Genomic DNA, 25,474 nt, shown 5'->3' on the forward strand with positions numbered 1-25,474 from the left:
GTTCTCATCGCAGGCAAGCCTTGCCCCGACGTGATCCCAGACAAACCCCGGAGAAATCCGGGGTTTGTCGTTTCTGCCTACCCCGCTATCATTCGCCGCATCTTCTGGGGGATTTGACTGATGCTTAACGGCCTGTGGCTTGGCTTTTTCATCGTGGCGGCCATTTCGGCACTGGCGCAGTGGCTGATTGGCGGTAATGCCGGGATCTTCGCGGCGATGGTGGAAAGCATCTTCGCCATGGCCAAGCTGTCGGTCGAAGTGATGGTGCTGCTGTTCGGTACCTTGACCCTGTGGCTGGGCTTTTTGCGGATTGCCGAAAAGGCCGGCATCGTCGAGTGGCTGGCCAAGGCCCTGGGGCCGCTGTTCCTGCGCCTGATGCCGGAAGTGCCGCCAGGCCATCCGGCCATTGGCCTGATCACCCTCAACTTCGCAGCCAACGGCCTGGGCCTGGACAACGCGGCGACGCCGATCGGTCTCAAGGCGATGAAGGCGCTGCAAGAGCTCAACCCCAGCGCAACGGTGGCGAGTAATGCCCAGATCCTGTTCCTGGTCCTCAATGCCTCGTCGCTGACGTTGCTGCCGGTGACGATCTTCATGTACCGCGCCCAGCAAGGCGCGCCGGACCCAACCCTGGTGTTCCTGCCCATCCTGCTGGCCACCAGCTGTTCGACGCTGGTCGGGCTGTTGTCGGTGGCATTCATGCAGCGCCTGCGCCTGTGGGACCCGGTGGTGCTTGCCTACCTGATTCCCGGTGCGTTGGTCCTGGGTGGCTTCATGGCCCTGCTGGCGACGCTCTCAGCCACCGCGCTGGCGGGGTTGTCCTCGATCCTCGGCAACTTGACGCTGTTCGGCCTGATCATGCTGTTTCTAGTGGTTGGCGCGCTGCGCAAGGTCAAGGTGTATGAAGCATTCGTCGAAGGCGCCAAGGAAGGCTTTGACGTGGCCAAGAACCTGTTGCCCTATCTGGTGGCCATGCTTTGTGCGGTAGGCGTGTTGCGGGCCTCCGGGGCGCTGGACTTCGGCCTGGACGGCATTCGCCATCTGGTGGAGTGGGCGGGCTGGGACACGCGGTTCGTCGACGCCCTGCCGACCGCCATGGTCAAGCCGTTCTCGGGCAGTGCCGCGCGGGCGATGCTGATCGAAACCATGCAGACCTCCGGCGTCGACAGCTTCCCGGCGCTGGTAGCCGCGACCCTTCAGGGCAGTACCGAAACCACCTTCTATGTGCTGGCGGTGTACTTCGGTGCCGTGGGAATCCAGCGTGCACGGCACGCCGTGGGGTGTGCCCTGTTGGCGGAACTGGCCGGGGTACTGGGGGCAATCGGGGTCTGCTACTGGTTCTTTGGCTGATCACTCGTGTGGGACGGCCTCAGGGTTTCAGTGGGGCATGGTTCTGCCCCTGCTCCACCGTCCAGGCAACCACTTGCCGGGTCAGCGTATCGCCGGCCTGGCCAAACCCGGTAACCACGCCCGGCACCTTCACGTCACTCACCGGCTGGCGCACTTCAAAGCGTTTGCTGGCGAGGATGCGCTGGTCGCTGCCACGCACCAGCAGGGCATCCAAGCGGATCACCACCTGCACGCCATTGCCCTGGTATTCGCTCTGGAACGCCTGCAGGTTGCCATTCAGTTCCAGGTCCGTCTGCAGGTTGCTGTCATCGGTGCTCAGCAGGCGCACCCGGCCATCCTCGGCGAAACCATCGAGCAGGCGGTTGCGCAGCAGGATCGGGGTGGGATCGCTCCAGCGCGAGGCCTTGTAGCTGCTGATCAGGTCGCCCTGGGGGATCACCGCAATTTTCGCGCTATTGAGCACATCGCCCGCTTGTGGTTTGGCCAGGCGCAGCGACCACGTCACGGGGGTGGCTCGCGTCGTGGTGGTCGGGCCCTGAGTGGCAGGCAGGCGATACACATCCTGCGGCTCGGCCTTGGGCAGAATCGAGCAGGCGCTGGCCATGGCCAGGCTCGCCAGCAGGGTCCCGTAGGCGAATGGGCGGTAGACGCGCTTCATGGTGTGAACTCCTTGTCCGTGTCGCTGCCGAGCAGGTAACCGCTAGGGTTGGACTCCAGGCGACGAGAGATGGCCCGCAGCGAGCTCAGGGTGTCGCGCAACTCGCGCACGGCCGGCGCCAGGCCGTTGAGCCCCTGCATGCCGTTGCTCAGGGCGTCCTGATTGCTCGTCAGCAGCGTATTGATGGTTGCCGTGCTCTGCTCCAGGGACTTCATCGCCTGTTCGGCGCTGCCGAACATCTGCTTGCCCTGGTCGTTGAGCAGGCCGTTGGCGTTGCGCATCAGCGCAGTGGTCTGCTCCAGGGTGGCCGTGGCCTGTTTACCAATGGACGCCAGTTGCTGCATGGCCTGGCGGATATCGCCACGCTGTTCGGCAATGGCCCCGGTGGTCTGCTCCAGGTTGGCCAGGGTCTTGCCCAGACGGTCGACGTTTTCCGGCGAGAGCATCTGGTTGGCGTTGTACAGCAGGCGGTTGATGCTGCTCATCACGTCGTCGCTGTTGTTCAGCAGGCGCGCGATGGGCGATGGCGAGGCGACAATCACCGGTAACTTGCCGTCCTTGCCCCGTAGTTCAGGGCTTTGCGGGGTACCTTCACTGAGCTGGATGATCGAGGTGCCGGTGATGCCCGTCAGGGCCAGTTTGGCCTGGGTGTCTTCCTTGATCGGGGTATCGCCGCCCAGGCGGATCCGCGCCAGTACCCGGCGCGGGTCCTTGGGGTCCAGGCGCAGGCTCACCACATCGCCGACCTTGATCCCGCTGTACTGCACCGCACTGCCTTTGGACAGGCCGCTGACCGCCTCGTTGAAGACCACCTCATAGTCCTTGAACTCGCTGTCGACGCTGGATTTGGCCAGCCACAGACCGAACAGCAAGGCACCGGCCACTACCAGGACGGCGAACAGGCCGATCAATACATGATGGGCTCGGGTTTCCATGTCATACCTCGTTGAGCTGTGAAGCGGCGCCAAGCGCCGCGCGGCCGCGAGGGCCATGAAAGTATTGGTGAATCCAGGCGTCATCGGTTTCCGAGACGACATCGATGGCATCCGCCACCAGCACCTTCTTCTGCGCCAGCACCGCCACCCGGTCGGTGATGGTGTAGAGCGTGTCGAGGTCGTGGGTGATCAGGAACACGCTCAGTCCCAGCGCATCGCGCAGGGTCAGGATCAGTTGATCGAAGGCGGCTGCGCCAATGGGGTCGAGGCCGGCGGTCGGTTCATCGAGAAACAGGATATTCGGGTCAAGCGCCAGCGCCCGGGCCAGGGCCGCGCGCTTGATCATGCCGCCGGACAGCGAGGCCGGGTATTTGTCGGCGGCCGACAGCGGCAGCCCGGCCAGTGCCAGCTTGACCGCGGCCAGGTGCTCGGCATCCGCGCGGCTCAACCCGGCGTGCTCGATCAGCGGCAGCGCGACGTTTTCGGTCACGGTCAGCGACGAAAACAGCGCGCCCTTCTGGAACAGGACACCGAAGCGCCGTTCCACCATAGAACGTTCGTGCTCCGAGAGGCTTGGCAGGTTCTTACCGAACACCGTTACATCGCCTTCGCTGGGCTGACGCAGGCCAATGATGCTGCGCAGCAGCACCGACTTACCGCTGCCGGAGCCGCCCACCACGGCGAGAATCTCGCCCTTGTACAAGTCCAGGTCGAGGTTTTCATGCACGCTCTGGCTGCCGAATCGATTGCACAGCCCACGGACTTCAATCACCGCCTCGGTCGGCGCACGGGGTATGCGACTCACCAGCCCATCTCCATAAAGAACAGGGCGGCGACCGCATCCAGGACGATCACCACAAAAATCGATTGCACCACGCTCGAGGTGGTGTGGGCGCCGACGGACTCGGCGCTGCCGCTGACCTTGAAGCCTTCCAGGCAGCCGACGGCGGCGATCAGGAAGGCGAAGATCGGCGCCTTGACCATGCCCACCAGGAAGTGCTGGACGCCGATGTCCGTCTGCAGCAGCGAGAGGAACATCGCCGGTGAGATATCCAGCGAGAGGGCACAGACCACGCCGCCGCCGACAATCCCCGAGAGCATCGCCAGGAACGTCAGCATCGGCAGGGCCACCAGTAACGCCAGGACCCGTGGCACCACCAGCAGCTCGACCGGGTCCAGGCCCAGGGTGCGGATGGCGTCGATCTCTTCGTTGGCCTTCATCGAGCCGATTTGGGCAGTAAAGGCACTGGCGGTGCGGCCCGCCATGAGGATCGCGGTCAACAGCACGCCGAACTCACGCAGGAAGGAGAACGCCACCAGGTCCACGGTAAAGATACTGGCGCCGAAACTGGCGAGCACCGTGGCGCCGAGGAAGGCCACGACCGCGCCCACCAGGAAGGTCAGCAGCGCGACAATCGGTGCGGCGTCGAGCCCGGTCTGCTCGATGTGCGCGACCATGGGCGTGATCCGCCAGCGTGAGGGGCGAAACAGGCCGCGGGCGATGGTTTCCAGGATCAGGCCGACGAACCCCAGCAGTTTCAGGGAGTCTTGCCAGACGGTGTCCACGGCCCGGCCAATACGGCTCAGCAGTTGAATGCCGACATTGACCTCGGGCTGTTTGACCGGGACGCAGAAGTCGGCCATCGAGTTGTAGACCGTTTGCAGCAGCGCGCGGTCGGCGGCGGACAGGCTGCAGTCAGGGTGTTCGGCGGATTTGCCGAGGCGCTCGGCCCCCAGTAATTCGACCAGCACGGAAGCGCCGGCAGTGTCGAGCGCGCCCAGGCCATTGAGGTCAATGGTGGTGCGGTCGTCGTACTGGCCCTTGAGGGTTTCGCTCAACTGCTTGAGGTTGGCGTAGTGGGCAAGCGTCCAGTCGCCCGTGACCCTGAGCTGCGCGGGGCTATGGGACGTATCGAGCTGGGCAGTGCCGGTTGTCGTATCGCTCATAAGCTCCCTGCTTGTTCAGCTGCGACGCAGTGCTACCTAATAGCACGATCCTTGTTACTTTGCCTGGTTCGGCGCCGGGTTGTCTTGACCTGTGTCGGTGACCACGAAACGCAGCACACCAATCACCTGGCCGTCCTCGGTCAGCACCCGGACCTGCCATTTGCCGGCCGGGTTGCCAGGGAAGTTCTGCTTGTGGGTCCAGGCCCGGTAGCCTTCCTTGCGCCCACCGTGGATATCCAGGGCGATGCGGTCGACTTCCTTGCCGTTGAATTTCCACACGTGATAGATCCGCTCGTCCAGGCCACGCGGGGCGTTGATGGCGGTGTAGGCGTACAGCCCGTCGCCCCGCAACTGGGCGACGCTGACCTGCTCCAGGCTGGCGCCTGGGGTGCGGTCCTGCAACTGCGTGCTGATCGCCACTTCGGACATCCACAGGGTCGCCGGCGGCACCCAGGAGCGCAGGAACCAGCCGGTGGCGCCGATCGCCACGGTGATGCACAGCACGCTCAGGCCGCCGCGCAAGGTCCGGATCGGAAAGATCGACGCCAGGCTCGGGAAGGACAGGAGCATGGCGATGCCCAGCGCCAGCTTGAAACTCTGCGACGTAGTCAGGTGCAGGATGATCGGCAGCGCGGTCAGCAGGGCGGCAAACAACGTCAGGGTGTGCATTGCCAGGAACAGCCAGCGGCGTGGGGCCAGCCATTTGTAATAGAGCGGGTCAGTGATGGAAATCAGCGCGGCGGCACCGAGCAGTCCGGTAAACGCCAGTTGCCCGCTGTTCCAGGTGGTGGTGATGAAAAAGAACGGCAGGACGAAAAACAGGCTTTCCTGGTGGATCATCTGAGTCGCGTAGCGCAGCAGCGGCTGCGGGATCTCGCGCTTGAACACCTTGGTGAACAACTGCGTCAGGCTGTTTTCCAGCATCAGCCAGACCCAACTGACCAGCATGATGATCGCGATCCAGGTGGCCAGGCCTTGTTGCCGGTCCACCAGAATGAAGCTGCCGACCCCCGAGATGAAACCGCCGAGCGCAATGACCCCCGGGTAGCGCTTCATCAGCTCGAGGATGCGCTGGACGTAGAGGGTCAGGTTCGGCATGTTGGCGGTTCACAATGTTCGTAGGAAAAACCCACGTAGGATACCAGTGCAGGGATAAATTCGGTCGCCGTGCACCTTCATGGTCGGCGATGAAAACGCCAACCCAATACGCCGAGCACCAGCAACCCCACTACCCCACCCAGCAACCAGGCCAGTTGATCATAGCTGAGCAGCGGTTTTTCGATTCGCACGTACCCCGGCTGTTCAAGCAACTGCCGCAGGGCCAGGTTCGCCTGTTTCAGCGTCACGGCACGCAGGCGCTTGACCGGGTCGGCGAATCGTCCGTCTTCAAAGTCGCCCAAGGCACCCCAGTAATAGTCGGCCAGCGCGCTATTGCCCTGCACCGCCCAAGCCTGACGGGCGATGGCGGCCTGTTTGAGGCGCGCGAACGTGGCCGGGTCCAGGCCAATGTGCAGCAGGTCGGCCTTGAGCTTGGCCAGTACCTGCTGCGCCTGGGCCAGGTCATCGCGCTCCAGGTCGGCGTTCAGGCTCATGAAACCCACGCCGCCAAACACTTCGCGCTCCGCTGCGGGGCCATAGGACAGGCTGTGGGCCAGGCGCAACTGGCGGTACAGCGCCCAGTCGAGGTAGTCCTTGAGCAGGTCGTAGGTTTCGTCGTATTGGTCGTCGAGGATCGGCTCGGGGAACAGCCAGTGCAGTTTCGCCGTATTGCCCACCCAGCCGTGAATCAGCTCCCGCTGGGCCTGGGCCGGGCTCTGCAACTGCGCCAGGGCCGGGTGCGCCGTGGGTTCGATCGGCTTCAACTGACCGTAGGTGCGCTCCAGGTGGGCCGGCAGCAGGCGATCGAGGTCGCCGACGATAATCAGTGTCATGTTGTTGGGGGCGTACCACTCCTGGCGCACCTGCTCCAGCTGTTCACGGGTCAGCGAGTGGACTTCGGAGCGTTCCTGGCATTTGAGCCCCAGCTCCACGGCCAACTGGTTGCTGGCGGTGTGGCCCAGGTCCTGGCGATCGAGCCAGCGCTGCAAGTGGGAGTAGTGACCGCCGTCTTCACGTTCGACCACCTGTTTGGCGGCATTGATCGCGTTGTCGTCGATGCGGGTTTCGGTCAGCAGCGCCAGGAGCAGGTCGAGGACCTTGCGCTGGTTCTTCGCCGGGGCCTCGATGACAAAGGTGGTGTCGGCATTGCTGGTGAAGGCATTCCATTCCCCGCCCAGGCTCTGCATGTGCTCCTCCAGCCCTCCTTCACCGCCAGCATCGATCCCGCTGAACAGCACATGCTCCAGCAGGTGTGGCAGTTCTTTGTCGGCACAGGAAAAGTCGTCAAGGCCCACGCCGACGACCAGGCGGATCGCCACATGCCCGCGTTCAGCGCTGGGCTTGAGCAGGATCTGCAGGCCGTTTTGCAGCACATAGCCCTCGACCTGCAGGCGGTCAAGGGCCCAGGTGCAGGTGGAGCCCAGCAGCAGGCATGCAAACAACAGACAACGCATAACAACCTTCCTGGCGGGTAAATGCGGGGAGCAGGGTTTTCCCTCAAGCTTTGCAAATGACTGCTGGCAACGCTCGACGTTCAGGGAGAATGGGTGATGTCAGCCATATCGTCGACCGCCAGGGCGCCGGTTTCGGAGGTCTCCAGCACCACATAGGCGCTGCTGCAGAATAGCGAGTTCAAGCGTTTCATGTCGGCGATCAGTTCCAGATGCAGGGAGCTGGTTTCGATGCTTTGCACGATTTTGCGTTGCAGGCGACTGACGTGGGCGTGGGCCAGGCGCCTTTCCTGGGCACGGAAGCGACGTTTCTCACGCAGCAATTGCCGGGCGCTTTCCTTGTCGGCGCTGAGGAACACCGAGAGCCCCAGGCGCAGGTTGGCGATCAACTGCTGGTGCAGCCCAGCGAGTTCTTCCAGGCCCACGTCGGAAAAGGAGCGGCGCTGCGAGGTTTTTTGCTGCTGGACTTTGCGCAGCATCCGTTCGATCAGGTCCGAGGCCAGTTTCAGGTTGATCGCCAGCTCGATGATTTCCGCCCAGCGCCGGCTGTCCTGGTCGCTCAGGTCTTCGCGGGGCATCTGCGCCAGATAGAGCTTGATCGCGCTGTAGAGGGACTCGACGTCATCGCTCAGGCTGCGCATTTGCTGGGGCACCGCGGTCTGTTTGCCACGCAGCACGTCGAGCATGGCTTCGAGCATGTTCTCGATCAGGTCGCCCATGCGCAGGGTTTCCCGCGCGGCATTGGCCAGGGCCAGACTGGGGGTGGCCAGGGCGGTGAGGTCCAGGTGCCTGGGCTTGGCCTGGCCGTTGGTTTCCGGGCGCTCTGGCAGCAGCCACGCACACAGCCGTGCCATGGGGCCGACACTGGGCAGCAGCACCACACAGCGCGCCGTGTTGTAGAGCAGATGAAAGCCGATCACCAGGCCCTGTGGGCTGTAGTCGAGGCTGTCCATCCAGTGCACCAGGGGGTCGAGTACCGGAATGATCAGCAGCAGCCCGATCAACTTGTACAGCAGGCTGCCCAGCGCCACTTGCCGGCCCGCGGCGTTCTGCATGCTGGTACTGAGGAACGCCAGCACCCCGCTGCCGATGTTGGCGCCAATCACCAGGCCAATGGCCACAGGCAAGCTGATGACCCCGGCACCGGCGAGGGTCGCGGTGAGTAGGACGGCGGCCAGGCTGGAGTAGGAAATCATCGCGAACAGTGCGCCGATCAAGGCGTCGAGCAGGATGTCGCCCGTCAGGGAGGCAAACAGCACTTTGACGCCCTGGGCATGGGTGATGGGCGCGGCCGCTTCGACGATCAGTTGCAGTGCGAGGATGATCAGCCCCAGGCCAATGCCGACCCGGCCCATCTGGCCCACGCGGGTCTGCTTGCGCGAGAGAAACAGAATGACCCCGAGGAAAATCAGCAGCGGCGAGAGCCAGGACAGGTCAAGGGTCAGGACGCGGGCCATCAGCGCGGTGCCGACATCGGCGCCAAGCATGGTCGCCAGCGCCGGGGTCATCGCCATCAGGCCCTGGCCGACAAAGGAAGTCACGAGCATGGCGGTGGCGTTGCTGCTCTGGACCATGGCCGTGACCAGGATCCCGGCAATGAAGGCCAGCCAGCGTCTGGACATGTTGCGGCCAATGACATGGCGCAGGTTGGAACCGTAGACCCGCAGGATGCCGGTTCGGACGATGTGCGTGCCCCAGATCAGCAAGGCCACGGCAGACAATAAATTGAGCAGGGTCAGCATGACAGGCCCCCTGGTGGAATAGCGCCCCAAAGGGGCAAGTCAGCGGTACCGCGCGATTTCTACATTCTGTACTTAAGCTGTAGTTGGCTAACGGCCGTGGCGCCAGCATCGCATGACTAAAGCGTCGAATGAAACAAAACTGTCATGAAAACAGCTTCATGCGGGCGTGAAAAAGGGGGCTCTAGTGGAGCCCCCTTTTTCTGACAGCCGATTCCGATTACTGACCCGGGATGTCCTTGCGCAGCTTGACTGGGTCCTGCTGCTTCTTCTTTTTCGCGATCGCGGTGCGCAGCTTGATGTTGACCGCTTCCACTGCCAGCGAGAACGCCATGGCGAAGTAGACGTAACCTTTTGGCACATGCACTTCGAAGGCTTCGGCGATCAACACGGTGCCGACCACCAGCAGGAACGACAGCGCCAGCATTTTCAGCGACGGGTGCTTGTCGATGAAGGTGCTGATGGTGCCGGCGGCCAGCATCATCACCAGGACGGCAACGACAATCGCGGCGACCATGACCGGTACATGGGAGACCATGCCTACGGCGGTGATGACCGAGTCCAGGGAGAACACGATGTCGATGATCGCGATCTGGATGATGGTGTAGAGGAAGTTGCCGCCCTTGCCGGTAGGCTCGTCGGAGGTTTCGTCTTCACCCTCTAGTGCGTGGTACATCTCCTGGGAGCTTTTCCACAGCAGGAACAGGCCTCCGAAGAACAGGATCAGGTCGCGCCCGGAAATACCCTGGTCGAAGACCACGAACAGGTCGGCGGTCAGGCGCATCACCCAGGTGATCGACAGCAGCAACAGGATCCGGGTGATCATGGCCAGGGCCAGACCGAAGATCCGGGTGCGCGCCTGCATGTGCTTGGGCATGCGGCTGACCAGGATCGAAATCATGATGATGTTGTCGATGCCTAGGACGATTTCCAGGGCCGTCAGTGTCAAGAAGGCAACCCAGATTTCCGGGTTGGTCAGCCATTCCATGTGTATTCCTTTGAGGATGTGTTAAACCACGACGCCAGCGGCTTCAAAACGCGAAGTCTAGCTGGCGGCGTGGTGAGTTGATGCCCTTATAGCGTGCTGAACAGCGGAAAAATCCCCATCAGCAATGCAGCGAACATTATGCACAGGCAAACCAGAACTGCCCACTTTAGGGTGAAGCGCTGGTGGTCTCCGAACTCGATCCCGGCCAGCGCCACCAGCAGGTAGGTCGATGGCACCAGCGGGCTCAGCAGGTGCACGGGTTGGCCAACGATCGAGGCGCGGGCCATTTCCACGGCAGTGATGCCGTAGTGGCTGGCGGCTTCGGCGAGAACCGGTAGCACGCCGTAATAAAATGCATCGTTGGACATGAAGAAGGTGAACGGCATGCTCACCAGGGCCGTGATCACGGCCAGGTAAGGGCCGAGGACGTCCGGGATCACTGCCAGCAGGCTTTTGGACATCGCGTCGACCATGCCGGTACCGGTCAGGATGCCGGTGAAGATGCCCGCGGCGAAAATCAGCCCGACGACTGCCAGCACACTACCAGCATGCGCTGCGACGCGGTCTTTCTGCTGTTGCAGGCAGCGGTAGTTGACGATCATGGCGATGCTGAACGCGACCATGAACAGCACCGGCAGTGGCAGCAGGCCAGCGATCAAGGTACACATCAGGCCCAGGGTCAGGGCGCCGTTGAACCAGATCAGCTTCGGCCGACGGGCGTCCGGGAACTGCGACACGCTGATTTCGCTGTGGTCGATTTCATCGCCGATCAAGTGCAGCTCACCCAGGCGCGCGCGCTCACGTTTACCGTACATGTAGGCAATCGCCAGGATCGCCACCACACCGGCGAGCATTGCCGGGATCATCGGCACAAAAATGTCCGAAGGGTCGACGTGCAGCGCACTGGCGGCGCGTGCAGTCGGGCCGCCCCAAGGGGTCATGTTCATCACGCCACCGGCCAGGATGATCAGGCCGGCCATGATGCGCGGGCTCATGCCGATGCGGCTGTACAGCGGCAGCATGGCGGCTACGCAGATCATGTAGGTGGTGGCGCCGTCACCGTCCAGGGACACCACCAGGGCCAGCACCGCGGTGCCGACGGACACCTTCAGCGGGTCACCCTTGACCAGCTTGAGGATCTTGCGCACGGCCGGGTCGAACAGGCCGGAGTCGATCATCAGGGCAAAATAGAGGATGGCGAACATCAGCATCACCCCGGTCGGGGCCAGCTTGGTGATGCCTTCGAGCATCATCGGGCCGATTTTCGGCGCAAAACCGCCAAACAGGGCGAACAGGATCGGCACGATGATCAGGGCGATCAGCGCCGACAGGCGCTTGGTCATGATCAGGTACATGAACGTGATGACCATGGCAAAGCCAAGGAAAGTCAGCATGGGAATACTCCAGACGTAGCGCGGCTAGGGAATGGCGGACCGGATGTGATCAGCGCAGAACGGGAAGCACGAGGCGTACGAAGGGAGTCGGGGCGAACAGGCGGGTGCGAGTGGACATCAGAATCACCATTGTTGTTGTTAATTGGGCCGCGCGAACCTTGCAGATTTCGCGTTGGCCAACCGGTCTATTGCCGGCAGTGGGGGCGATCCTAATTGGCAAACCTTTCAGCTACCTTTCGCCAGACAAACACCGGACGAGATGTGCAAGCGCGCCTGGCGAGGCTTAAAGTGCTGGGCAGTGCCCCGGATTGATGGGGCGCAGTTGGGGATGAGGAGGGTCGGCATGAGCGAACTTCACACCGGCGGCTGCCATTGCGGGCAACTGCGTTATCAATTCAGCGGGCCGCTGCGTGACATCGCCCATTGCCACTGCTCGATTTGCCGACGGGTCAGTGGCGGCCTGGTGACCACTTGGATCACCCTGCCCCGTCCGGCCTTCCAGTGGCTGGCGGGCACCCCGGCGCAGTACGACTCTTCGGCCAGCTGTGTGCGCTACTTCTGTGGCCATTGTGGTGCCCAATTGGCATTGGTCACGCACCTGAGCCCGGACAGCATCGATGTGACTATTGCCACCCTGGATCACCCGGAGCGGGCGCCCGCCGAACGGCACATCTGGACCGACAGCCGACTGCCCTGGCTGCACCTGGATGAACAGCTCCCGGAAGAACCCGAGGAAACCCTGTAGCAGCTGCCGAGCCTGCGAGGCAGCGTTCGAGGACGCAGTCCTCGTGGGCTCGGCAGCTGTTACAGGCGGCCATGCGCCTAGGGGGTCAGGGCAACTCCAGGCCGCCCGCTGCCTTGTGCAGCGCCCGCAGGTGCTCACCCAATTGCTTGACGTTGGCTTCGTTGGCGGCGATTTCCGCTGCTCTGGCCGGTTCCAGCAGGGCTCGGGCCTCCTTGTCCAGGTCGCCGGTCAAGGCCTGCAGTTTTTTCTGGCGGCTGCTGCTTTCAGCCTCCAGACGCTGCCATTCGTTAGCTTGCGGCAGCCCGTAGCCACCCTCGTCGAGCAACTCCGCCGGGCGGCTGAGGAAGCCGCTGTTGGCAAGGATCTGCTGCAGGGTCTTGTTGGCCCGGTCCATGCCGCCGTTATCCAGCTCCCGCGCATCGAGGTAGCGCTGCTTCACTTCGTTCTGAGCCAGCAGCAGTTGCTGGCGGAAGCTCGCTTGCTCCAGCAACAGCAAGGCGGCGCTGGTGCGCAGGTCAGCCTGGTCGAACCATTGGCGGCGATCGGCAGCGCTCGCGGTCAGCCAGTCTTCGACCTTGTCCTGCTTGATCGGCAGGTGCTTCTTCAGCACCTCGAACATGGCTTGATAGCGGTCGCGGAATGAGTCGAATCGATATCCCAGGCGCAAGGCCTCACGCTGATCGTCAAGCACGCTGGTGTCGGCCAGGCCACGGGCCTTGAGGACTTCCAGCAGGCCGTTGGGCATGATGCTGTCCAGGCCGACCAGTTGCGGATTGTTGCTGCCACTGCGTAACAGTTTCAGGCTTTCCACGGCGCAGTTGTTGGACAGGAAGAAGTAATTGCCGTCGTAGCTCCAGTGCATCTCGGCGGCGTGCTCCACTACTTCGTCGATCTCGCTGCGCGACAGGGTCAGCGGCACGGACGCCAGGCTGCGCAGTTCGGTTTTGGTGTACTCGTCGATGACTTGTGCCAGGGGCAGCACAAATAACCGCGAGGGGTACTTGCCGACCAGGCCGTCCCAACTCGACAGCTGTACGTCACCGACGAAGGCGCGGTAGGACAGCACCAGGGAATATTCCAGATCCAACCGGCAGTCTGGCCCCCGCGGGCGCCCGGGTGCGCAAATTACCAGGCGCAACATGCTGTGGCCCCAGCGGCTCACCAGGTTCTGGTTGGCTTCGGCCAGCAGGTAGTCGACGGCGTAGACCCGCTCTGGGTCGACCTGGCCCAGCGGCTGCTTGCCAAAGTCGTTGCCGGCGTTGAGAAAGGCGAAAGACGTGGCGCAGTGGTCCTTGGCCGCTGGTGCCCAGCCAAAGTGTTGCTGGTAATAGCGATACAGCGCCGGACGGCGGCAGGCGTAGCTCGGGTCAAGGAGGAAATACTCCATGTTGACCGCCACGAACTCCTTGGGGCTGCTGGTTTCGTACAGGTCCGGGCTGCGCGCGATCTGGCGGTTGTGCTGTTCACGTTCCCCGCGCCGACCCACGTATTGCTGCCAGCCGGCCAGGTCCAGCAGGCGTGGGTCATCACTGAGGGTGAAGCGCCGGTCGTTCTGGCCACGGCATTGATCGGGCATGCCGATCAGGCCCGAACTGTTGTTCTGCCGGGTACAGCGCTGGATCAGCAGGCGTTCGGGACCAGGCCATAAACGCGCACGGTCATAGATGTGGGTCAGTTCGTGCAGAACCGTCGCCAGCATCTCGCGGCGTACGGTGCCGTGGGGGCGATGGGTCTTTTTCGTCGCGGCGCTACCGTCCGTCAGGCCGGGCAGCAGCTTGCGGTTGAGGTCCAGTTCCGACACCAGGGAGGCCTGGCCGTAGGCGTTGGCCGGCATGTTGTCGGTCCAGCCGACATCAATTCGCCGGTCCAGTTGCTCGACGAAGCGCGGCGGCAGCGCTTGCAGCGCCTCGTCCAGCAGGGCCTGGCTGGCCTTCTGTTCTGCCGGGCTCAAGCCTTCGGTCTTGAGGTACAGTTGCAGGCCGGCCTGCGCCGTCGCGCCAAACAGCAGTGCGGCAGCGGCCAGCAGCCCGGTGACGAACGGCTTCACAGTGCGAGGATGGCTTCGGCGAGTACCTGGTCGCTGGCGTCGCGGGCTTCCGGCACGCGAGTGCGCAAGGTATCGAAGGCCGCTTCCAGGTGCGCACCACGAATATCGCCATTGCTGGCGACGAAACTGGCCGCGTCGTCGTGGGCATCCCGTACGACTTTCGAGTCGCGGATAGACGTCGTGGTGTCCGAAGTGAAATCGAGGGTGCGCTGGGAGGCGCGGATAATGATGTTACTGGTGGCTACCAGGGTTTGGGCCTGGGCCATGTCGGCCAACAACAATAGGCCGAGGGTGGCAGCAATCAGCGGGCTACGCATGGAACGACTCCGGAAGAACGTGGGATAGCTATTGGACGAGAATTGCCTGCGCCAGTTCAAGATCACTTGCATGAAGTTTTACCCGGCTCTGGTGCAGGTAAACCAGGGCTGACTCCAGGCGCGCTCCTCGCAATTGACCATTACTGGCCACAAACGCAGCGGCATCATCGTGAGCGGCGAGCAGCAGTTTATGGTCGAAGGGGGCGGCGGTCACCATGCTTGTGGCATAGGCGGTGACGACCAGGTTCTGCGTGGTCAGGTCCAGGGCGTGGGCCGAGGGGATCCAGCAGGCGATGAATGTAGCGGGGACGAACAGTGTTTTTGCAAGAAAATCCATGGGACCGGACAGCTGAAAACCAGCCCCAAGGCTAGCGCAATGCCCGGCCTAGAGCCAGGCTTTGGCAAACGGGGCAGCTCAGGCGGCCCCGTTTAAAGTGTGCAATCAGATGGTCAGGATCGCCTGAGCCAGTTGGGCGTCGGTTGCGCTCAACTGTGGAACCTGCTTGCGGATGTGCTCCAGCGCACTTTCCAGGCGAACGCCGCGGATGGCACCTTCGCTGGCCACGAAGCTGGCCGCGTCATCACGGGCTGCGCGTACGATCTTGTCGTCTTTGAACGAAGACGTGATGTCGGAGGTGGCGTCGGAAGTGGCTTTGAGCGCGCCGACTACAGCGTCCGTGGTGACGATGAAGCTGGTGGCGTGCGAATTGGCAGCCACGGCCAGCAGGGCTGCAGCGCTGAGCAGACGAAGACGGGACATGGGGGTAACTCCTGTTGATGAACAAAAAAGTGGCGCCGAAAAACGCCGGACAACCACTGCGTGTCGCACGGTGCCTGAACAGTCAGACGCGTACCGCGCAGTGTTCGCCACGTTGTATCTGGATATTAGGCCCATGTTCAGGGGTTAGAACAGCCCTGTCGGCCTTTTGCCGACTACTATTTATTGCCAGAAGGAGCGTTCCAGCTCGGCCGTTCGCTCCGAGTGGCTGATGCCCGTATCGGACAGTTGCTGGTCATTGAGCTGGGCCAGCAAGTGGCGGGTACGTGCCCTCTCCCGGCATTGGCCTGTGGCCCTGACCAGCCTTGTTAACAGTCTCAGGAGGCCGAGCCGTGGGCGGCGTGGCAGGGAAATCTCGAGTGAAGGGTCCATGCAACATTCCTCGCGTAAAGGCTGAAAGTGCAGCCTTGGGAGGTCATGTTGGATGCTTGCGGTTCAGCGGGTCAGTGACACCAGGCTTAAATTGTACTGGTTAAGTTTGATAGATATAGAAACTGTACCTGTTTTGCGAAGTGCCTTCTGTACCTGCAGTTTTTTGCCCTGAAACGACAAGACCCGTCGCGGTTTCCCGCGACGGGTCTTGTGTGTGCAATTCAGAGTGCTGGCGGTGGACCTAGAAGGTCAGGGCCAGCGACGCTAACTTAGCGCCAGAACGGCTTGCTCAGCTCTTCGTAGCGTTGTGCTTCGCTAATCCCTGCGTCAGCCAGCAGACGCGAATCCAGGCGAGCCAGTTGGTGGCGGCTGGAGATGCGGCGCTGCCACAGCATCAGGTTGGCGAGAACGCGAAGAGGCATGGAAGCCTGGGTTTTTACAGCGTTGTCTTCGAAGAACAGTTCGGAACTGAGTGTACGTTCCATGGTTGACATCCTTCCGCTTGTGGCGGGATTAGGTAGTGGTTTAACTGGTGCCCATGATCCTCTCGTTTGGCCAGCCTCTGTAGATACAGTTCACCTGTATTGTGAGAGACCAGTTAACTGTTAAAGGGGGGTGTACTGGTCGAAATTGAGGCAACTGTACCTATGCGCACGATAATGGTGCGTTTTGTCGGTTTTTGTCGAGAAAGGTAGGGTTTTTTCCTAGGAAATGACCGGTACAGCAGTACAGTTTTTGTCATGTATTGAGGTGGGGAGGGTGGGCCGACAAAAAAGTGTTTTTGTCGGCCGCTATCTGTACCAATCAAACGGCGAGCATGTGCCCGGTTTCTTCCAGGTTCATGTGCCAACTGAGGGCATCACGCAGGATGTGAGGCGTGTGGCCGCCGATGGCGCAGGCCTTCTCGAAGTACTCATTGAGCGCTTCGCGGTAGTCCGGGTGCACACAGTTGTCGATAACCACCCGGGCGCGTTCCCGGGGTGCCAGGCCGCGCAAGTCGGCCAGGCCGATCTCGGTCACCAGGATGTCGACGTCGTGCTCGGTGTGGTCAACGTGGCTGACCATCGGCACGACACTGGAAATAGCCCCGCCCTTGGCAATCGACTTGGTGACGAAGATCGCCAGGTGCGCGTTACGGGCGAAGTCACCCGAGCCGCCAATGCCGTTCATCATCCGCGTGCCGCAGACGTGGGTGGAGTTCACATTGCCGTACAGGTCGAACTCCAGCGCGGTGTTGATGCCGATGATGCCCAGGCGACGCACCACTTCAGGGTGGTTGGAAATTTCCTGCGGGCGCAGTACCAGTTTGTCCTTGTAACGCTCCAGGTTGCCAAATACATCGGCATTGCGGCGTTGCGACAGGGTGATCGAACTGCCTGAGGCGAAGCTCAACTTGCCGGCGTCGATCAGGTCGAAGGTCGAGTCCTGCAGCACTTCGGAGTACATGGTCAGGTCTTCGAACGGCGAATCGATCAACCCGCACATCACTGAGTTGGCGATGCTGCCGATGCCAGCCTGGAGCGGGCCCAGCTTGTTGGTCATGCGGCCAGCGTCCACTTCCTGCTTGAAGAAGTTGATCAGGTGGTCGGCGATGGCCTGGGTCTCGTTGTCCGGTGGCAGCACCGTGGACGGCGAGTCCGACTGGTTGGTGATGACGATGGCGACGATCTTTTCCGGCGGAATCGGAATCGCCGTGCTGCCGATGCGATCGTCGACCTGGGTCAGCGGGATCGGGGTGCGGGTCGGACGGTAGGTCGGGATATAGATGTCGTGCAGGCCTTCCAGGTTCGGGTTGTGCGCCAGGTTGATCTCGACGATCACCTGCTTGGCGAAAATCGCGAAGCTGGCGGAGTTGCCAACCGAGGTGGTGGGCACGATGTGGCCTTGTTCGGTGATGGCCACGGCTTCAATGACCGCGATGTCCGGCAGCTTGAGTTGCTGGTTGCGCAATTGCTCCACGGTTTCCGACAGGTGCTGGTCAATGAACATCACTTCGCCGGCGTTGATCGCCTTGCGCAGGGTGCTGTCGACCTGGAACGGCATGCGGCGGGCCAGTACGCCCGCTTCGGTCAATTGTTTGTCCAGGTCGTTACCCAGACTGGCACCGGTCATGAGGCTGATCTTCAGCGGCGTGACCTTGGCGCGCTCGGCCAGTGCGTGGGGCACGGCCTTGGCTTCGCCGGCGCGGGTGAAGCCGCTCATGCCGACGGTCATGCCGTCCTCAATCAGAGCGGCAGCCTCGGCGGCGCTCATCACCTTATCCAACAACGAAGGCAAGCGAATACGGTCACGGTACATGGATTGTTATCTCGGGCAACGGAAGCAAGATGCGCAGTCTAGTGATTTCGAAAACATTCGTCCCGCTACCATGGTCGAATGCAGGCCCCTGATTTAGAGCCTTTGGTCGGGTTATCGGGGCAAATAAAAAACCCCAGCCTACGGGAGGCCGGGGTTTTGGGTATTGCCGTGGAGCAGTGTTTATTCGACAGCCTTGACCATATCTTCGATGACTTTCTTGGCGTCGCCAAAGACCATCATGGTCTTGTCCAGGTAGAACAACTCGTTATCCAGGCCGGCATAACCGCTGGCCATCGAGCGCTTGTTGACGATGATGGTCTTGGCCTTGAAGGCCTCCAGAATCGGCATGCCGGCGATCGGCGACTTCGGATCGTTCTTGGCCGCCGGGTTGACCACGTCGTTGGCGCCGAGCACCAGCACCACGTCGGCCTGGCCGAACTCGGAGTTGATGTCTTCCATCTCGAACACCTGGTCGTACGGCACTTCGGCTTCGGCCAGCAGGACGTTCATGTGCCCAGGCATGCGCCCAGCCACCGGGTGGATCGCGTACTTCACGGTCACGCCGCGATGGGTCAGCTTCTCGGTCAGTTCCTTCAGCGCGTGCTGCGCCCGTGCTACCGCCAGGCCGTAGCCTGGAACAATGATCACGGTATCGGCGTTGGTCAGCAGGAAGGTGGCGTCGTCAGCCGAACCGGATTTCACCGGGCGCGCTTCCGCCGAACCGGCAGGACCTGCAGCGTCTGCGGTGTTGCCGAAGCCACCCAGCAGGACGTTGAAGAACGAACGGTTCATCGCCTTGCACATGATGTACGAGAGGATTGCACCGCTGGAGCCCACCAGGGAGCCGGCGATGATCAGCATCGAGTTGTTCAACGAGAAGCCGATACCGGCCGCAGCCCAACCCGAATAGCTGTTAAGCATCGACACCACTACCGGCATGTCGGCGCCACCGATCGGGATGATGATCAGCACGCCCAGCACGAAGGCCAGGGCCAGCATCAGGGCAAACGCACCCAGGTTGCCGGTCAGCATGAAAGTGATGCCCAGGCCCAAGGTGGCCAGGCCCAGCATCAGGTTGATCTTGTGCTGACCGCTAAACTGTACTGGTGCGCCCTGGAACAGGCGGAACTTGTACTTGCCCGAGAGCTTGCCGAACGCGATCACTGAACCGGAGAAGGTGATGGCGCCGATGGCAGCTCCGAGGAACAACTCCAGGCGGTTACCGGCCGGAATCGCGTCCCCCAGTTGCTTGACGATACCCAACGACTGCGGTTCGACCACCGCGGCAATGGCGATGAACACCGCGGCCAGGCCGATCATGCTGTGCATGAAGGCGACCAGTTCCGGCATCTTGGTCATTTCAACCCGTTTGGCCATGATCGAACCGGCGGTGCCGCCGACCAGCAGACCAACGATCACGTAGCCGATACCGGCGGTAGCCAGCTCGGCACCCAACTTATAGATGAGGCCGACGGTGGTCAGGATGGCCAGCACCATGCCGAGCATGCCGAACAGGTTGCCGCGCCGCGAGGTGGTCGGGTGCGAAAGGCCTTTGAGGGCCTGGATGAAGCAGATCGACGCGATCAAGTAGAGCGTCGTTACGAGGTTCATGCTCATTACTTGGGCGCCTCTTCTTTTACGGCTTTCGGGGCTTTTTTCTTGAACATCTCCAGCATGCGGCGGGTGACCAGGAAGCCACCGAACACGTTCACCGCCGCCAGGGCGACGGCCAGGGTGCCCATGGTCTTGCCCAGCGGGGTCACGGTCAGCGCGGCCGCCAGCATGGCACCGACGATAACGATCGCCGAGATCGCGTTGGTCACCGCCATCAAGGGGGTGTGCAGTGCGGGTGTAACGTTCCAGACCACGTGATAGCCGACATAGATCGCCAGCACGAAGATGATCAGGTTGTAGATACCGGGGGAGATAAGCTCTTCCATCGTCTGAATCCCTGCTTAGGCGTTTTTGCGGATGACTTGGCCGTCGCGGCACATCAGGCACGCGGCGACGATGTCGTCTTCGAGGTTGATCTCGAACTGGCCTTCCTTGGTGAAGACCAACTTGAGGAAGTCCAGCAGGTTGCGCGCATACAACGCCGAGGCATCTGCGCCGACCTGGGCCGCCAGGTTGGTCGGGCCGGCGATGGTCACGCCGTGCGCAACGATCACCTGGTCCGCGACGGTCAGTGGGCAGTTGCCGCCCTGTGCCGCTGCCAGGTCGATGACCACCGAGCCCGGTTTCATCTGGGCAACGGTCTCGGCACTCAGCAGTACCGGGGCCTTGCGACCGGGGATCAGGGCCGTGGTGATGACAATGTCGGCTTGCTTGGCGCGCTCGTGCACGGCCAGGGCCTGACGCTGCATCCAGCTGGCCGGCATGGGCTGTGCGTAACCGCCGACGCCGACTGCACACTCACGCTCTTCGTCGGTTTCATAAGGCACGTCGACGAATTTGGCGCCCAGGGATTCGATCTGCTCTTTCACCGCCGGACGGACGTCGGAGGCTTCAATGACTGCACCCAGGCGCTTGGCGGTCGCAATGGCCTGCAGGCCTGCCACGCCAGCGCCGAGAATCAGCACCCGAGCAGCCTTTACCGTGCCCGCGGCGGTCATCAGCATCGGCATGAAGCGCGGATAGTGATGAGCGGCCAGCAGCACGGCCTTATAGCCGGCAATGTTGGCTTGCGAGGAGAGCACATCCAGGCTTTGCGCACGAGAGGTGCGGGGCGCTGCTTCCAGGGAGAACGCGGTAATGCCACGCTCGGCCAGCTTGGCAATGGTTTCATTGCTGAACGGGTTGAGCATGCCTACCAGCACGGTTCCACTTTTGATCAGGCTCAGTTCGCTGTCGCTGGGGGCGACAACCTTGAGGATCAGCTCTGCGCCAAATGCATCGTTGGCACTGCCAATCACCGCACCTGCCGCTTCATAAGCACTGTCGACAACACTGGCATTGATGCCGGCGCCGCTTTGCACAGTGACTTTATGACCCTGGCCGATCAGCTTCTTGATGGTTTCCGGGGTTGCAGCAACCCGCGTTTCACCGGTCTGGGTTTCGAGAGGAACACCAATGTGCACGTCAAATCTCCTGCTTGATCTTATTGCTTTCGATCTTTCTTAGAAGGCCAGCGCACTGCGGAGGGTGCGGCTGGGGCGGCCGATCAGCACGACCCCGCTGTATTTCGGGCGGGGCGCGGCATTTTGCAGGCGAACTATGTGCCCTTCAAGGGATTATGACGGGTGACGGAAAATTAACTACAAGTCACCCTGTGACCGAATGTCGCAACCAGGCGGTGTAATCCCTTCTAGGCCGTGCCTTGTAAGGATTCTGGCGAAAATTCGTGAATTTCCACATCGTCTGTATGAATGATGCACCATGGTTCTGAATTAAGGCGTGAAAGCCACGCAGTTAGGCGGCTGTGGGACGATTGTGCAGGTATTTCGAACAGTCTGCTTAAATGCGACAAATAGTTATATCTGTAGGGCTTAAAGGTTGCTGACTACGGGGTCAGATAATCCCTGTAAGCCCCTGTCCTTCTACGTTGTAGCTGTGGGCCTGATGAATCAGCCAGTCGCGAAATGCGCGCAAAGAGGCTGATTCGACCTTTCGGTCAGGAATCATCAGGTAATAGGCCTTGATGCTCGACAGGGCCTGGGGGTTGGCAATAACCAGCCTTTTCTCGGCCAGTTCGCGCTGGATCAGGAACGGCGGGATCAGGGCGATGCCCATGTCATGCATGGCCGCCTGGGCGAGCATGGAGAATAGCTCGTAACGCGGGCCTGTCATGTCCCGGGGGATATTCAGGTTCCGGGAATTGAACCACTGGCGCCAGGCGTACGGGCGTGTGGTCTGTTGCAATAGGGGCAAATCGGCAATCTGCTCGGCGCTGAGCTGCGTGAACTGGCCGAGTAAGGTCGGGCTGCACACCGGCATCGGGTTTTCGCCCATCAGCCTGTGGGATTCGGTACCTGACCAATCGGCGTCGCCGAAGTAGATCGCGGCGTCGAAGTCGGTGTCGGCAAACAGGAAGGGCCTTGTGCGGTTGGTCAGGTTGACCGTCACTTCCGGGTGCTGCTCCTGAAAGTCCTTGAGTCGGGGCAGTAGCCATTGGGTGCCAAACGTCGGCACGACCGCTAGCTCGATGACGTTGGCGCCCTGCTGCCCCATCACCGACAGGGTGTCGCGCTCAACTGCGTCCAGTTGGGTTGCCACTCGGCGACTGTAGGACAGGCCGGCTTCGGTGAGTTTCACGCCACGCCGTGAGCGTCGGAACAGTTCGACACTGAGGAACTCCTCCAGGCTGGCGATCTGTCGGCATATCGCGCCCTGGGTCAGCGAAAGCTCCAGGCCGGCCTTGGTAAAGCTCTCGTGGCGGGCGGCGGCTTCGAAGCTGATCAGGGCGGCGGTGCTGGGGATCTTCCTGCGCATGTACGGCAACCTCACTAATGATTCTCGTGTATGCCGTTTCAGGCTGTTACGGAGTGAGAAATTAGCACAACAGCATGCAAAATCCTCGTTTGCCCAATCCACGAGTGGGGCCTAGGATCATTCCACGATATTTGACCTACTTCTCGAGGACACGCTCATGGGCGGTAAAGCTAGCTTCAACTGGATCGATCCCCTGCTGCTGGATCAACAGCTCACTGAAGAGGAGCGCATGGTGCGCGACAGCGCAGCGCAGTTTGCCCAGGACAAGTTGGCTCCGCGCATCCTCGAAGCCTTCCGCCATGAAAAGACCGATCCGGCGATCTTCCGCGAAATGGGTGAGATCGGCCTGCTGGGTGCGACCATTCCCGAGCAGTACGGTGGCAGCGGCCTGAACTATGTTTGCTACGGGCTGATTGCCCGTGAAGTCGAGCGTGTCGACTCCGGCTATCGCTCGATGATGAGTGTGCAGTCCTCCCTGGTCATGGTGCCCATCAACGAATTCGGCACTGAGGCGCAGAAACAGAAATACCTGCCGAAACTGGCGTCCGGTGAATGGATTGGTTGCTTCGGTCTGACCGAACCGAACCATGGTTCCGACCCGGGCTCCATGATTACTCGTGCGCGCAAGGTGGAAGGCGGCTACAGCCTGACCGGCAGCAAGATGTGGATCACCAACAGCCCGATTGCCGATGTGTTCGTGGTGTGGGGTAAGGACGACGCTGGGGATATCCGCGGCTTCGTTCTCGAGAAAGGCTGGAAAGGCCTGAGCGCCCCGGCCATTCACGGTAAGGTCGGCCTGCGCGCGTCCATCACCGGCGAAATCGTGATGGACAACGTGTTCGTTCCGGAAGAGAACATCTTCCCGGACGTGCGCGGTTTGAAGGGGCCGTTCACCTGCCTCAACTCCGCCCGCTATGGCATCTCCTGGGGTGCGCTGGGTGCCGCCGAATTCTGCTGGCACACCGCGCGCCAATACACCCTGGACCGCCAGCAGTTCGGTCGTCCTCTGGCCGCGACCCAGTTGATCCAGAAGAAGCTGGCGGACATGCAGACGGAAATCACCCTGGCGCTGCAAAGCTGCCTGCGTCTTGGCCGTATGAAGGATGAAGGTACGGCGGCGGTGGAAATCACTTCGATGATGAAGCGCAACTCCTGCGGCAAGTCCCTGGACATCGCGCGCATGGCTCGCGACATGCTGGGTGGCAACGGCATCTCCGACGAGTTCGGTGTCGCGCGTCACCTGGTCAACCTCGAGGTGGTCAACACCTACGAAGGTACTCACGACGTTCACGCGCTGATCCTCGGCCGTGCACAGACCGGTCTCCAGGCGTTCTACTGACAGGAGAGTGGCCATGGGTGCGTTATCGCATTTACGGGTACTGGATTTATCGCGCGTATTGGCCGGTCCCTGGGCTGGCCAAATCCTGGCGGACTTGGGAGCCGAGGTGATCAAGGTCGAGCGTCCCGGCAACGGCGATGACACGCGCGCCTGGGGGCCGCCCTTTCTCAAGGACGCCTATGGCGAGAACACCAGCGAGGCGGCCTACTACCTCTCGGCCAACCGCAACAAGCAATCGGTGACCATCGACTTTACTCAGGTCGAGGGTCAGCGCTTGGTGCGGGAGCTGGCAGCCAAGTCCGACATACTCATCGAGAACTTTAAAGTCGGTGGCCTGGCAGCCTATGGCTTGGACTATGAGTCGCTCAAGGCGATCAATCCTGACTTGATCTACTGCTCGATTACCGGGTTCGGCCAGACCGGGCCCTACGCCAAGCGTGCCGGCTATGACTTCATGATCCAGGGGCTGGGGGGCTTGATGAGCCTGACCGGCCGCCCTGAAGGTGATGAAGGTGCCGGACCGGTCAAGGTGGGTGTGGCGCTGACGGACATTTTGACCGGGCTCTACTCCACCGTGGCGATCCTGGCGGCCTTGGCGCACCGGGATCATGACGGTGGCGGGCAGCATATTGATATGGCGCTGCTGGATGTTCAGGTCGCTTGCCTGGCCAACCAGGCCATGAACTACCTGACGACTGGGGTTGCCCCTAAGCGGTTGGGCAATGCTCATCCGAATATCGTGCCTTACCAGGATTTCCCGACGGCGGATGGCGACTTCATCCTGACTGTGGGTAATGACGGGCAGTTTCGCAAGTTTGCCGAAGTGGCGGGTCAGCCGCAGTGGGCAGACGACGCCAGGTTTGCCACGAACAAACTGCGGGTGGCCAATCGTGCGGTGCTGATTCCACTGATCCGTCAGGCTACGGTGTTCAAGACCACCGCCCAGTGGGTGGCTGAGTTGGAGCAGGCGGGCGTGCCCTGTGGGCCGATCAATGATCTGTCTCAGGTGTTTGCCGATCCGCAGGTCAAGGCAAGGGGGCTGGCAATCGAGCTGCCCCACGCGCTGGCGGGTCTGGTGCCGCAGGTGGCCAGCCCGATTCGCCTGTCCGAGACACCAGTGGAGTATCACAGTGCCCCGCCTCTGTTGGGCGAGCACACGCTTGAGGTCTTGCAGCGGGTGTTGGGTCTGGACGCTGCCGAGGTTGCAGCCTTTAAAGAGGCTGGAGTGCTCTAGGTGTCTCCTCTATATAGAAACGGTGTTTCTCCTTGCTTATATAGAGGGTGCAGCACCGTCTTTTTTGGTTTTACGTAACTCGTTGATAGAAAAGTAAAATTAAAGGTTGACGGCAGATTCTGAATGTCTATAATTCGCCCCACTTCCGGCGCAGTCGAAACGGAAAACTCCTTGGCAAACAATGAGTTACGCAGTTTTCGGCAGCAGATTGCTTCAGTTCATCGAAGCACGAAAGGAGTTGAAAAAGAGGTGTTGACAGCAGCGTGTAACGCTGTAGAATTCGCCTCCCGCTACCGAGTGATCGGAAGCGCAAGTGGTTGAAGTTGTTGAAGAAATCTTCGAAAGCTTCTGAAAAA

The 25,474-nt window shown here is 61.5% G+C and carries 24 protein-coding genes; 4 read left to right on the plus strand and 20 right to left on the minus strand.

The window, feature by feature from the left end; translation table 11 throughout:
• Positions 1 to 120 precede the first annotated feature (120 nt).
• Positions 121 to 1,350, plus strand: a complete 1,230-nt coding sequence (locus tag AACY45_RS20480; RefSeq protein ID WP_339547147.1) for a nucleoside recognition domain-containing protein — start codon at positions 121 to 123, stop codon at positions 1,348 to 1,350.
• Between the two features lie 19 nt (positions 1,351 to 1,369).
• Here the strand turns inward: AACY45_RS20480 and AACY45_RS20485 are convergent, their stop codons facing one another.
• From AACY45_RS20485 to AACY45_RS20525, 9 genes are all read right to left on the minus strand, one after another.
• Positions 1,370 to 2,008: an ABC-type transport auxiliary lipoprotein family protein gene (locus AACY45_RS20485; protein ID WP_339547148.1), complete on the minus strand. Its 639-nt coding sequence runs from the start codon at positions 2,006 to 2,008 to the stop codon at positions 1,370 to 1,372.
• Positions 2,005 to 2,943: an MlaD family protein gene (locus tag AACY45_RS20490; protein ID WP_339547149.1), complete on the minus strand. Its 939-nt coding sequence runs from the start codon at positions 2,941 to 2,943 to the stop codon at positions 2,005 to 2,007. Before AACY45_RS20490 ends, AACY45_RS20485 begins: the two co-directional genes overlap by 4 nt.
• A 1-nt stretch (position 2,944) precedes the next feature.
• Positions 2,945 to 3,748 (minus strand): ABC transporter ATP-binding protein, encoded by an 804-nt coding sequence (locus tag AACY45_RS20495; RefSeq protein WP_339547150.1) that lies wholly within the window; start codon positions 3,746 to 3,748, stop codon positions 2,945 to 2,947.
• Entirely contained in the window at positions 3,745 to 4,890 is a 1,146-nt protein-coding gene (locus AACY45_RS20500) for an ABC transporter permease (RefSeq protein ID WP_339547151.1), read from the minus strand. The genes AACY45_RS20495 and AACY45_RS20500 overlap by 4 nt, the downstream gene beginning before the upstream one ends.
• A 54-nt stretch (positions 4,891 to 4,944) precedes the next feature.
• Positions 4,945 to 5,988 (minus strand): DUF5924 family protein, encoded by a 1,044-nt coding sequence (locus AACY45_RS20505; protein WP_339547152.1) that lies wholly within the window; start codon positions 5,986 to 5,988, stop codon positions 4,945 to 4,947.
• Between the two features lie 77 nt (positions 5,989 to 6,065).
• Positions 6,066 to 7,442, minus strand: coding sequence for a M16 family metallopeptidase (locus AACY45_RS20510; protein WP_339547153.1), 1,377 nt, complete (start codon positions 7,440 to 7,442; stop codon positions 6,066 to 6,068).
• Positions 7,443 to 7,522: 80 nt separating this feature from the next.
• Positions 7,523 to 9,181 (minus strand): Na/Pi cotransporter family protein, encoded by a 1,659-nt coding sequence (locus AACY45_RS20515; RefSeq protein ID WP_339547154.1) that lies wholly within the window; start codon positions 9,179 to 9,181, stop codon positions 7,523 to 7,525.
• A gap of 217 nt (positions 9,182 to 9,398) precedes the next feature.
• Positions 9,399 to 10,166 (minus strand): TerC family protein, encoded by a 768-nt coding sequence (locus AACY45_RS20520; protein ID WP_339547155.1) that lies wholly within the window; start codon positions 10,164 to 10,166, stop codon positions 9,399 to 9,401.
• Positions 10,167 to 10,252: 86 nt separating this feature from the next.
• Positions 10,253 to 11,560, minus strand: coding sequence for a CitMHS family transporter (locus AACY45_RS20525; RefSeq protein WP_339547156.1), 1,308 nt, complete (start codon positions 11,558 to 11,560; stop codon positions 10,253 to 10,255).
• 343 nt (positions 11,561 to 11,903) lie between these two features.
• Here AACY45_RS20525 and AACY45_RS20530 point away from each other — a divergent pair, with 343 nt between their 5' ends.
• Positions 11,904 to 12,305, plus strand: a complete 402-nt coding sequence (locus tag AACY45_RS20530) for a GFA family protein (RefSeq protein WP_339547157.1) — start codon at positions 11,904 to 11,906, stop codon at positions 12,303 to 12,305.
• Positions 12,306 to 12,390: 85 nt separating this feature from the next.
• Here AACY45_RS20530 and AACY45_RS20535 read toward each other — a convergent pair whose 3' ends face one another.
• From AACY45_RS20535 to AACY45_RS20585, 11 genes are all read right to left on the minus strand, one after another.
• A complete protein-coding gene (locus tag AACY45_RS20535) occupies positions 12,391 to 14,352 on the minus strand; it encodes a DUF7844 domain-containing protein (RefSeq protein ID WP_339547158.1) in 1,962 nt (653 codons plus the stop codon).
• Entirely contained in the window at positions 14,349 to 14,669 is a 321-nt protein-coding gene (locus AACY45_RS20540) for a DUF2388 domain-containing protein (RefSeq protein WP_095165173.1), read from the minus strand. Before AACY45_RS20540 ends, AACY45_RS20535 begins: the two co-directional genes overlap by 4 nt.
• 28 nt (positions 14,670 to 14,697) lie before the next feature.
• Entirely contained in the window at positions 14,698 to 15,006 is a 309-nt protein-coding gene (locus AACY45_RS20545; protein ID WP_339547159.1) for a DUF2388 domain-containing protein, read from the minus strand.
• 105 nt (positions 15,007 to 15,111) lie between these two features.
• Entirely contained in the window at positions 15,112 to 15,429 is a 318-nt protein-coding gene (locus AACY45_RS20550; RefSeq protein WP_095165175.1) for a DUF2388 domain-containing protein, read from the minus strand.
• A 180-nt stretch (positions 15,430 to 15,609) separates the two neighbouring features.
• Positions 15,610 to 15,819, minus strand: a complete 210-nt coding sequence (locus tag AACY45_RS20555; RefSeq protein ID WP_339547160.1) for a DUF1127 domain-containing protein — start codon at positions 15,817 to 15,819, stop codon at positions 15,610 to 15,612.
• Positions 15,820 to 16,088: 269 nt separating this feature from the next.
• Positions 16,089 to 16,304 carry a DUF1127 domain-containing protein gene (locus tag AACY45_RS20560; RefSeq protein ID WP_095110346.1) on the minus strand — a complete coding sequence of 72 codons (216 nt, stop codon included), beginning with the start codon at positions 16,302 to 16,304 and terminating at the stop codon, positions 16,089 to 16,091.
• A 319-nt stretch (positions 16,305 to 16,623) separates the two neighbouring features.
• A complete protein-coding gene (locus AACY45_RS20565; RefSeq protein WP_339547161.1) occupies positions 16,624 to 18,117 on the minus strand; it encodes an acetyl-CoA hydrolase/transferase family protein in 1,494 nt (497 codons plus the stop codon).
• Positions 18,118 to 18,297: 180 nt separating this feature from the next.
• Positions 18,298 to 19,734 (minus strand): NAD(P)(+) transhydrogenase (Re/Si-specific) subunit beta, encoded by a 1,437-nt coding sequence (locus tag AACY45_RS20570; protein ID WP_339547162.1) that lies wholly within the window; start codon positions 19,732 to 19,734, stop codon positions 18,298 to 18,300.
• Positions 19,734 to 20,057: an NAD(P) transhydrogenase subunit alpha gene (locus AACY45_RS20575; protein ID WP_003187010.1), complete on the minus strand. Its 324-nt coding sequence runs from the start codon at positions 20,055 to 20,057 to the stop codon at positions 19,734 to 19,736. Before AACY45_RS20575 ends, AACY45_RS20570 begins: the two co-directional genes overlap by 1 nt.
• A 15-nt stretch (positions 20,058 to 20,072) precedes the next feature.
• The gene (locus AACY45_RS20580; RefSeq protein WP_339547163.1) at positions 20,073 to 21,194 is read right to left on the minus strand and encodes a Re/Si-specific NAD(P)(+) transhydrogenase subunit alpha; all 1,122 of its coding nucleotides are present in this window, start codon (positions 21,192 to 21,194) and stop codon (positions 20,073 to 20,075) included.
• A gap of 430 nt (positions 21,195 to 21,624) precedes the next feature.
• Positions 21,625 to 22,545: a LysR family transcriptional regulator gene (locus AACY45_RS20585; RefSeq protein ID WP_339547164.1), complete on the minus strand. Its 921-nt coding sequence runs from the start codon at positions 22,543 to 22,545 to the stop codon at positions 21,625 to 21,627.
• 157 nt (positions 22,546 to 22,702) lie between these two features.
• On the opposite strand from AACY45_RS20585, the gene AACY45_RS20590 reads away from it, so the two are divergent.
• Positions 22,703 to 23,884, plus strand: coding sequence for an acyl-CoA dehydrogenase (locus AACY45_RS20590; RefSeq protein ID WP_166588985.1), 1,182 nt, complete (start codon positions 22,703 to 22,705; stop codon positions 23,882 to 23,884).
• Between the two features lie 13 nt (positions 23,885 to 23,897).
• Complete coding sequence (locus tag AACY45_RS20595; RefSeq protein ID WP_339547165.1) at positions 23,898 to 25,118, plus strand: CaiB/BaiF CoA transferase family protein; 1,221 nt, start codon at positions 23,898 to 23,900, stop codon at positions 25,116 to 25,118.
• Positions 25,119 to 25,474: the final 356 nt, after the last annotated feature.

The sequence above is a fragment of the Pseudomonas sp. RA_35y_Pfl2_P32 genome (assembly GCF_963970735.1).
In the GTDB taxonomy this organism is placed as follows: Bacteria; Pseudomonadota; Gammaproteobacteria; order Pseudomonadales; family Pseudomonadaceae; genus Aquipseudomonas.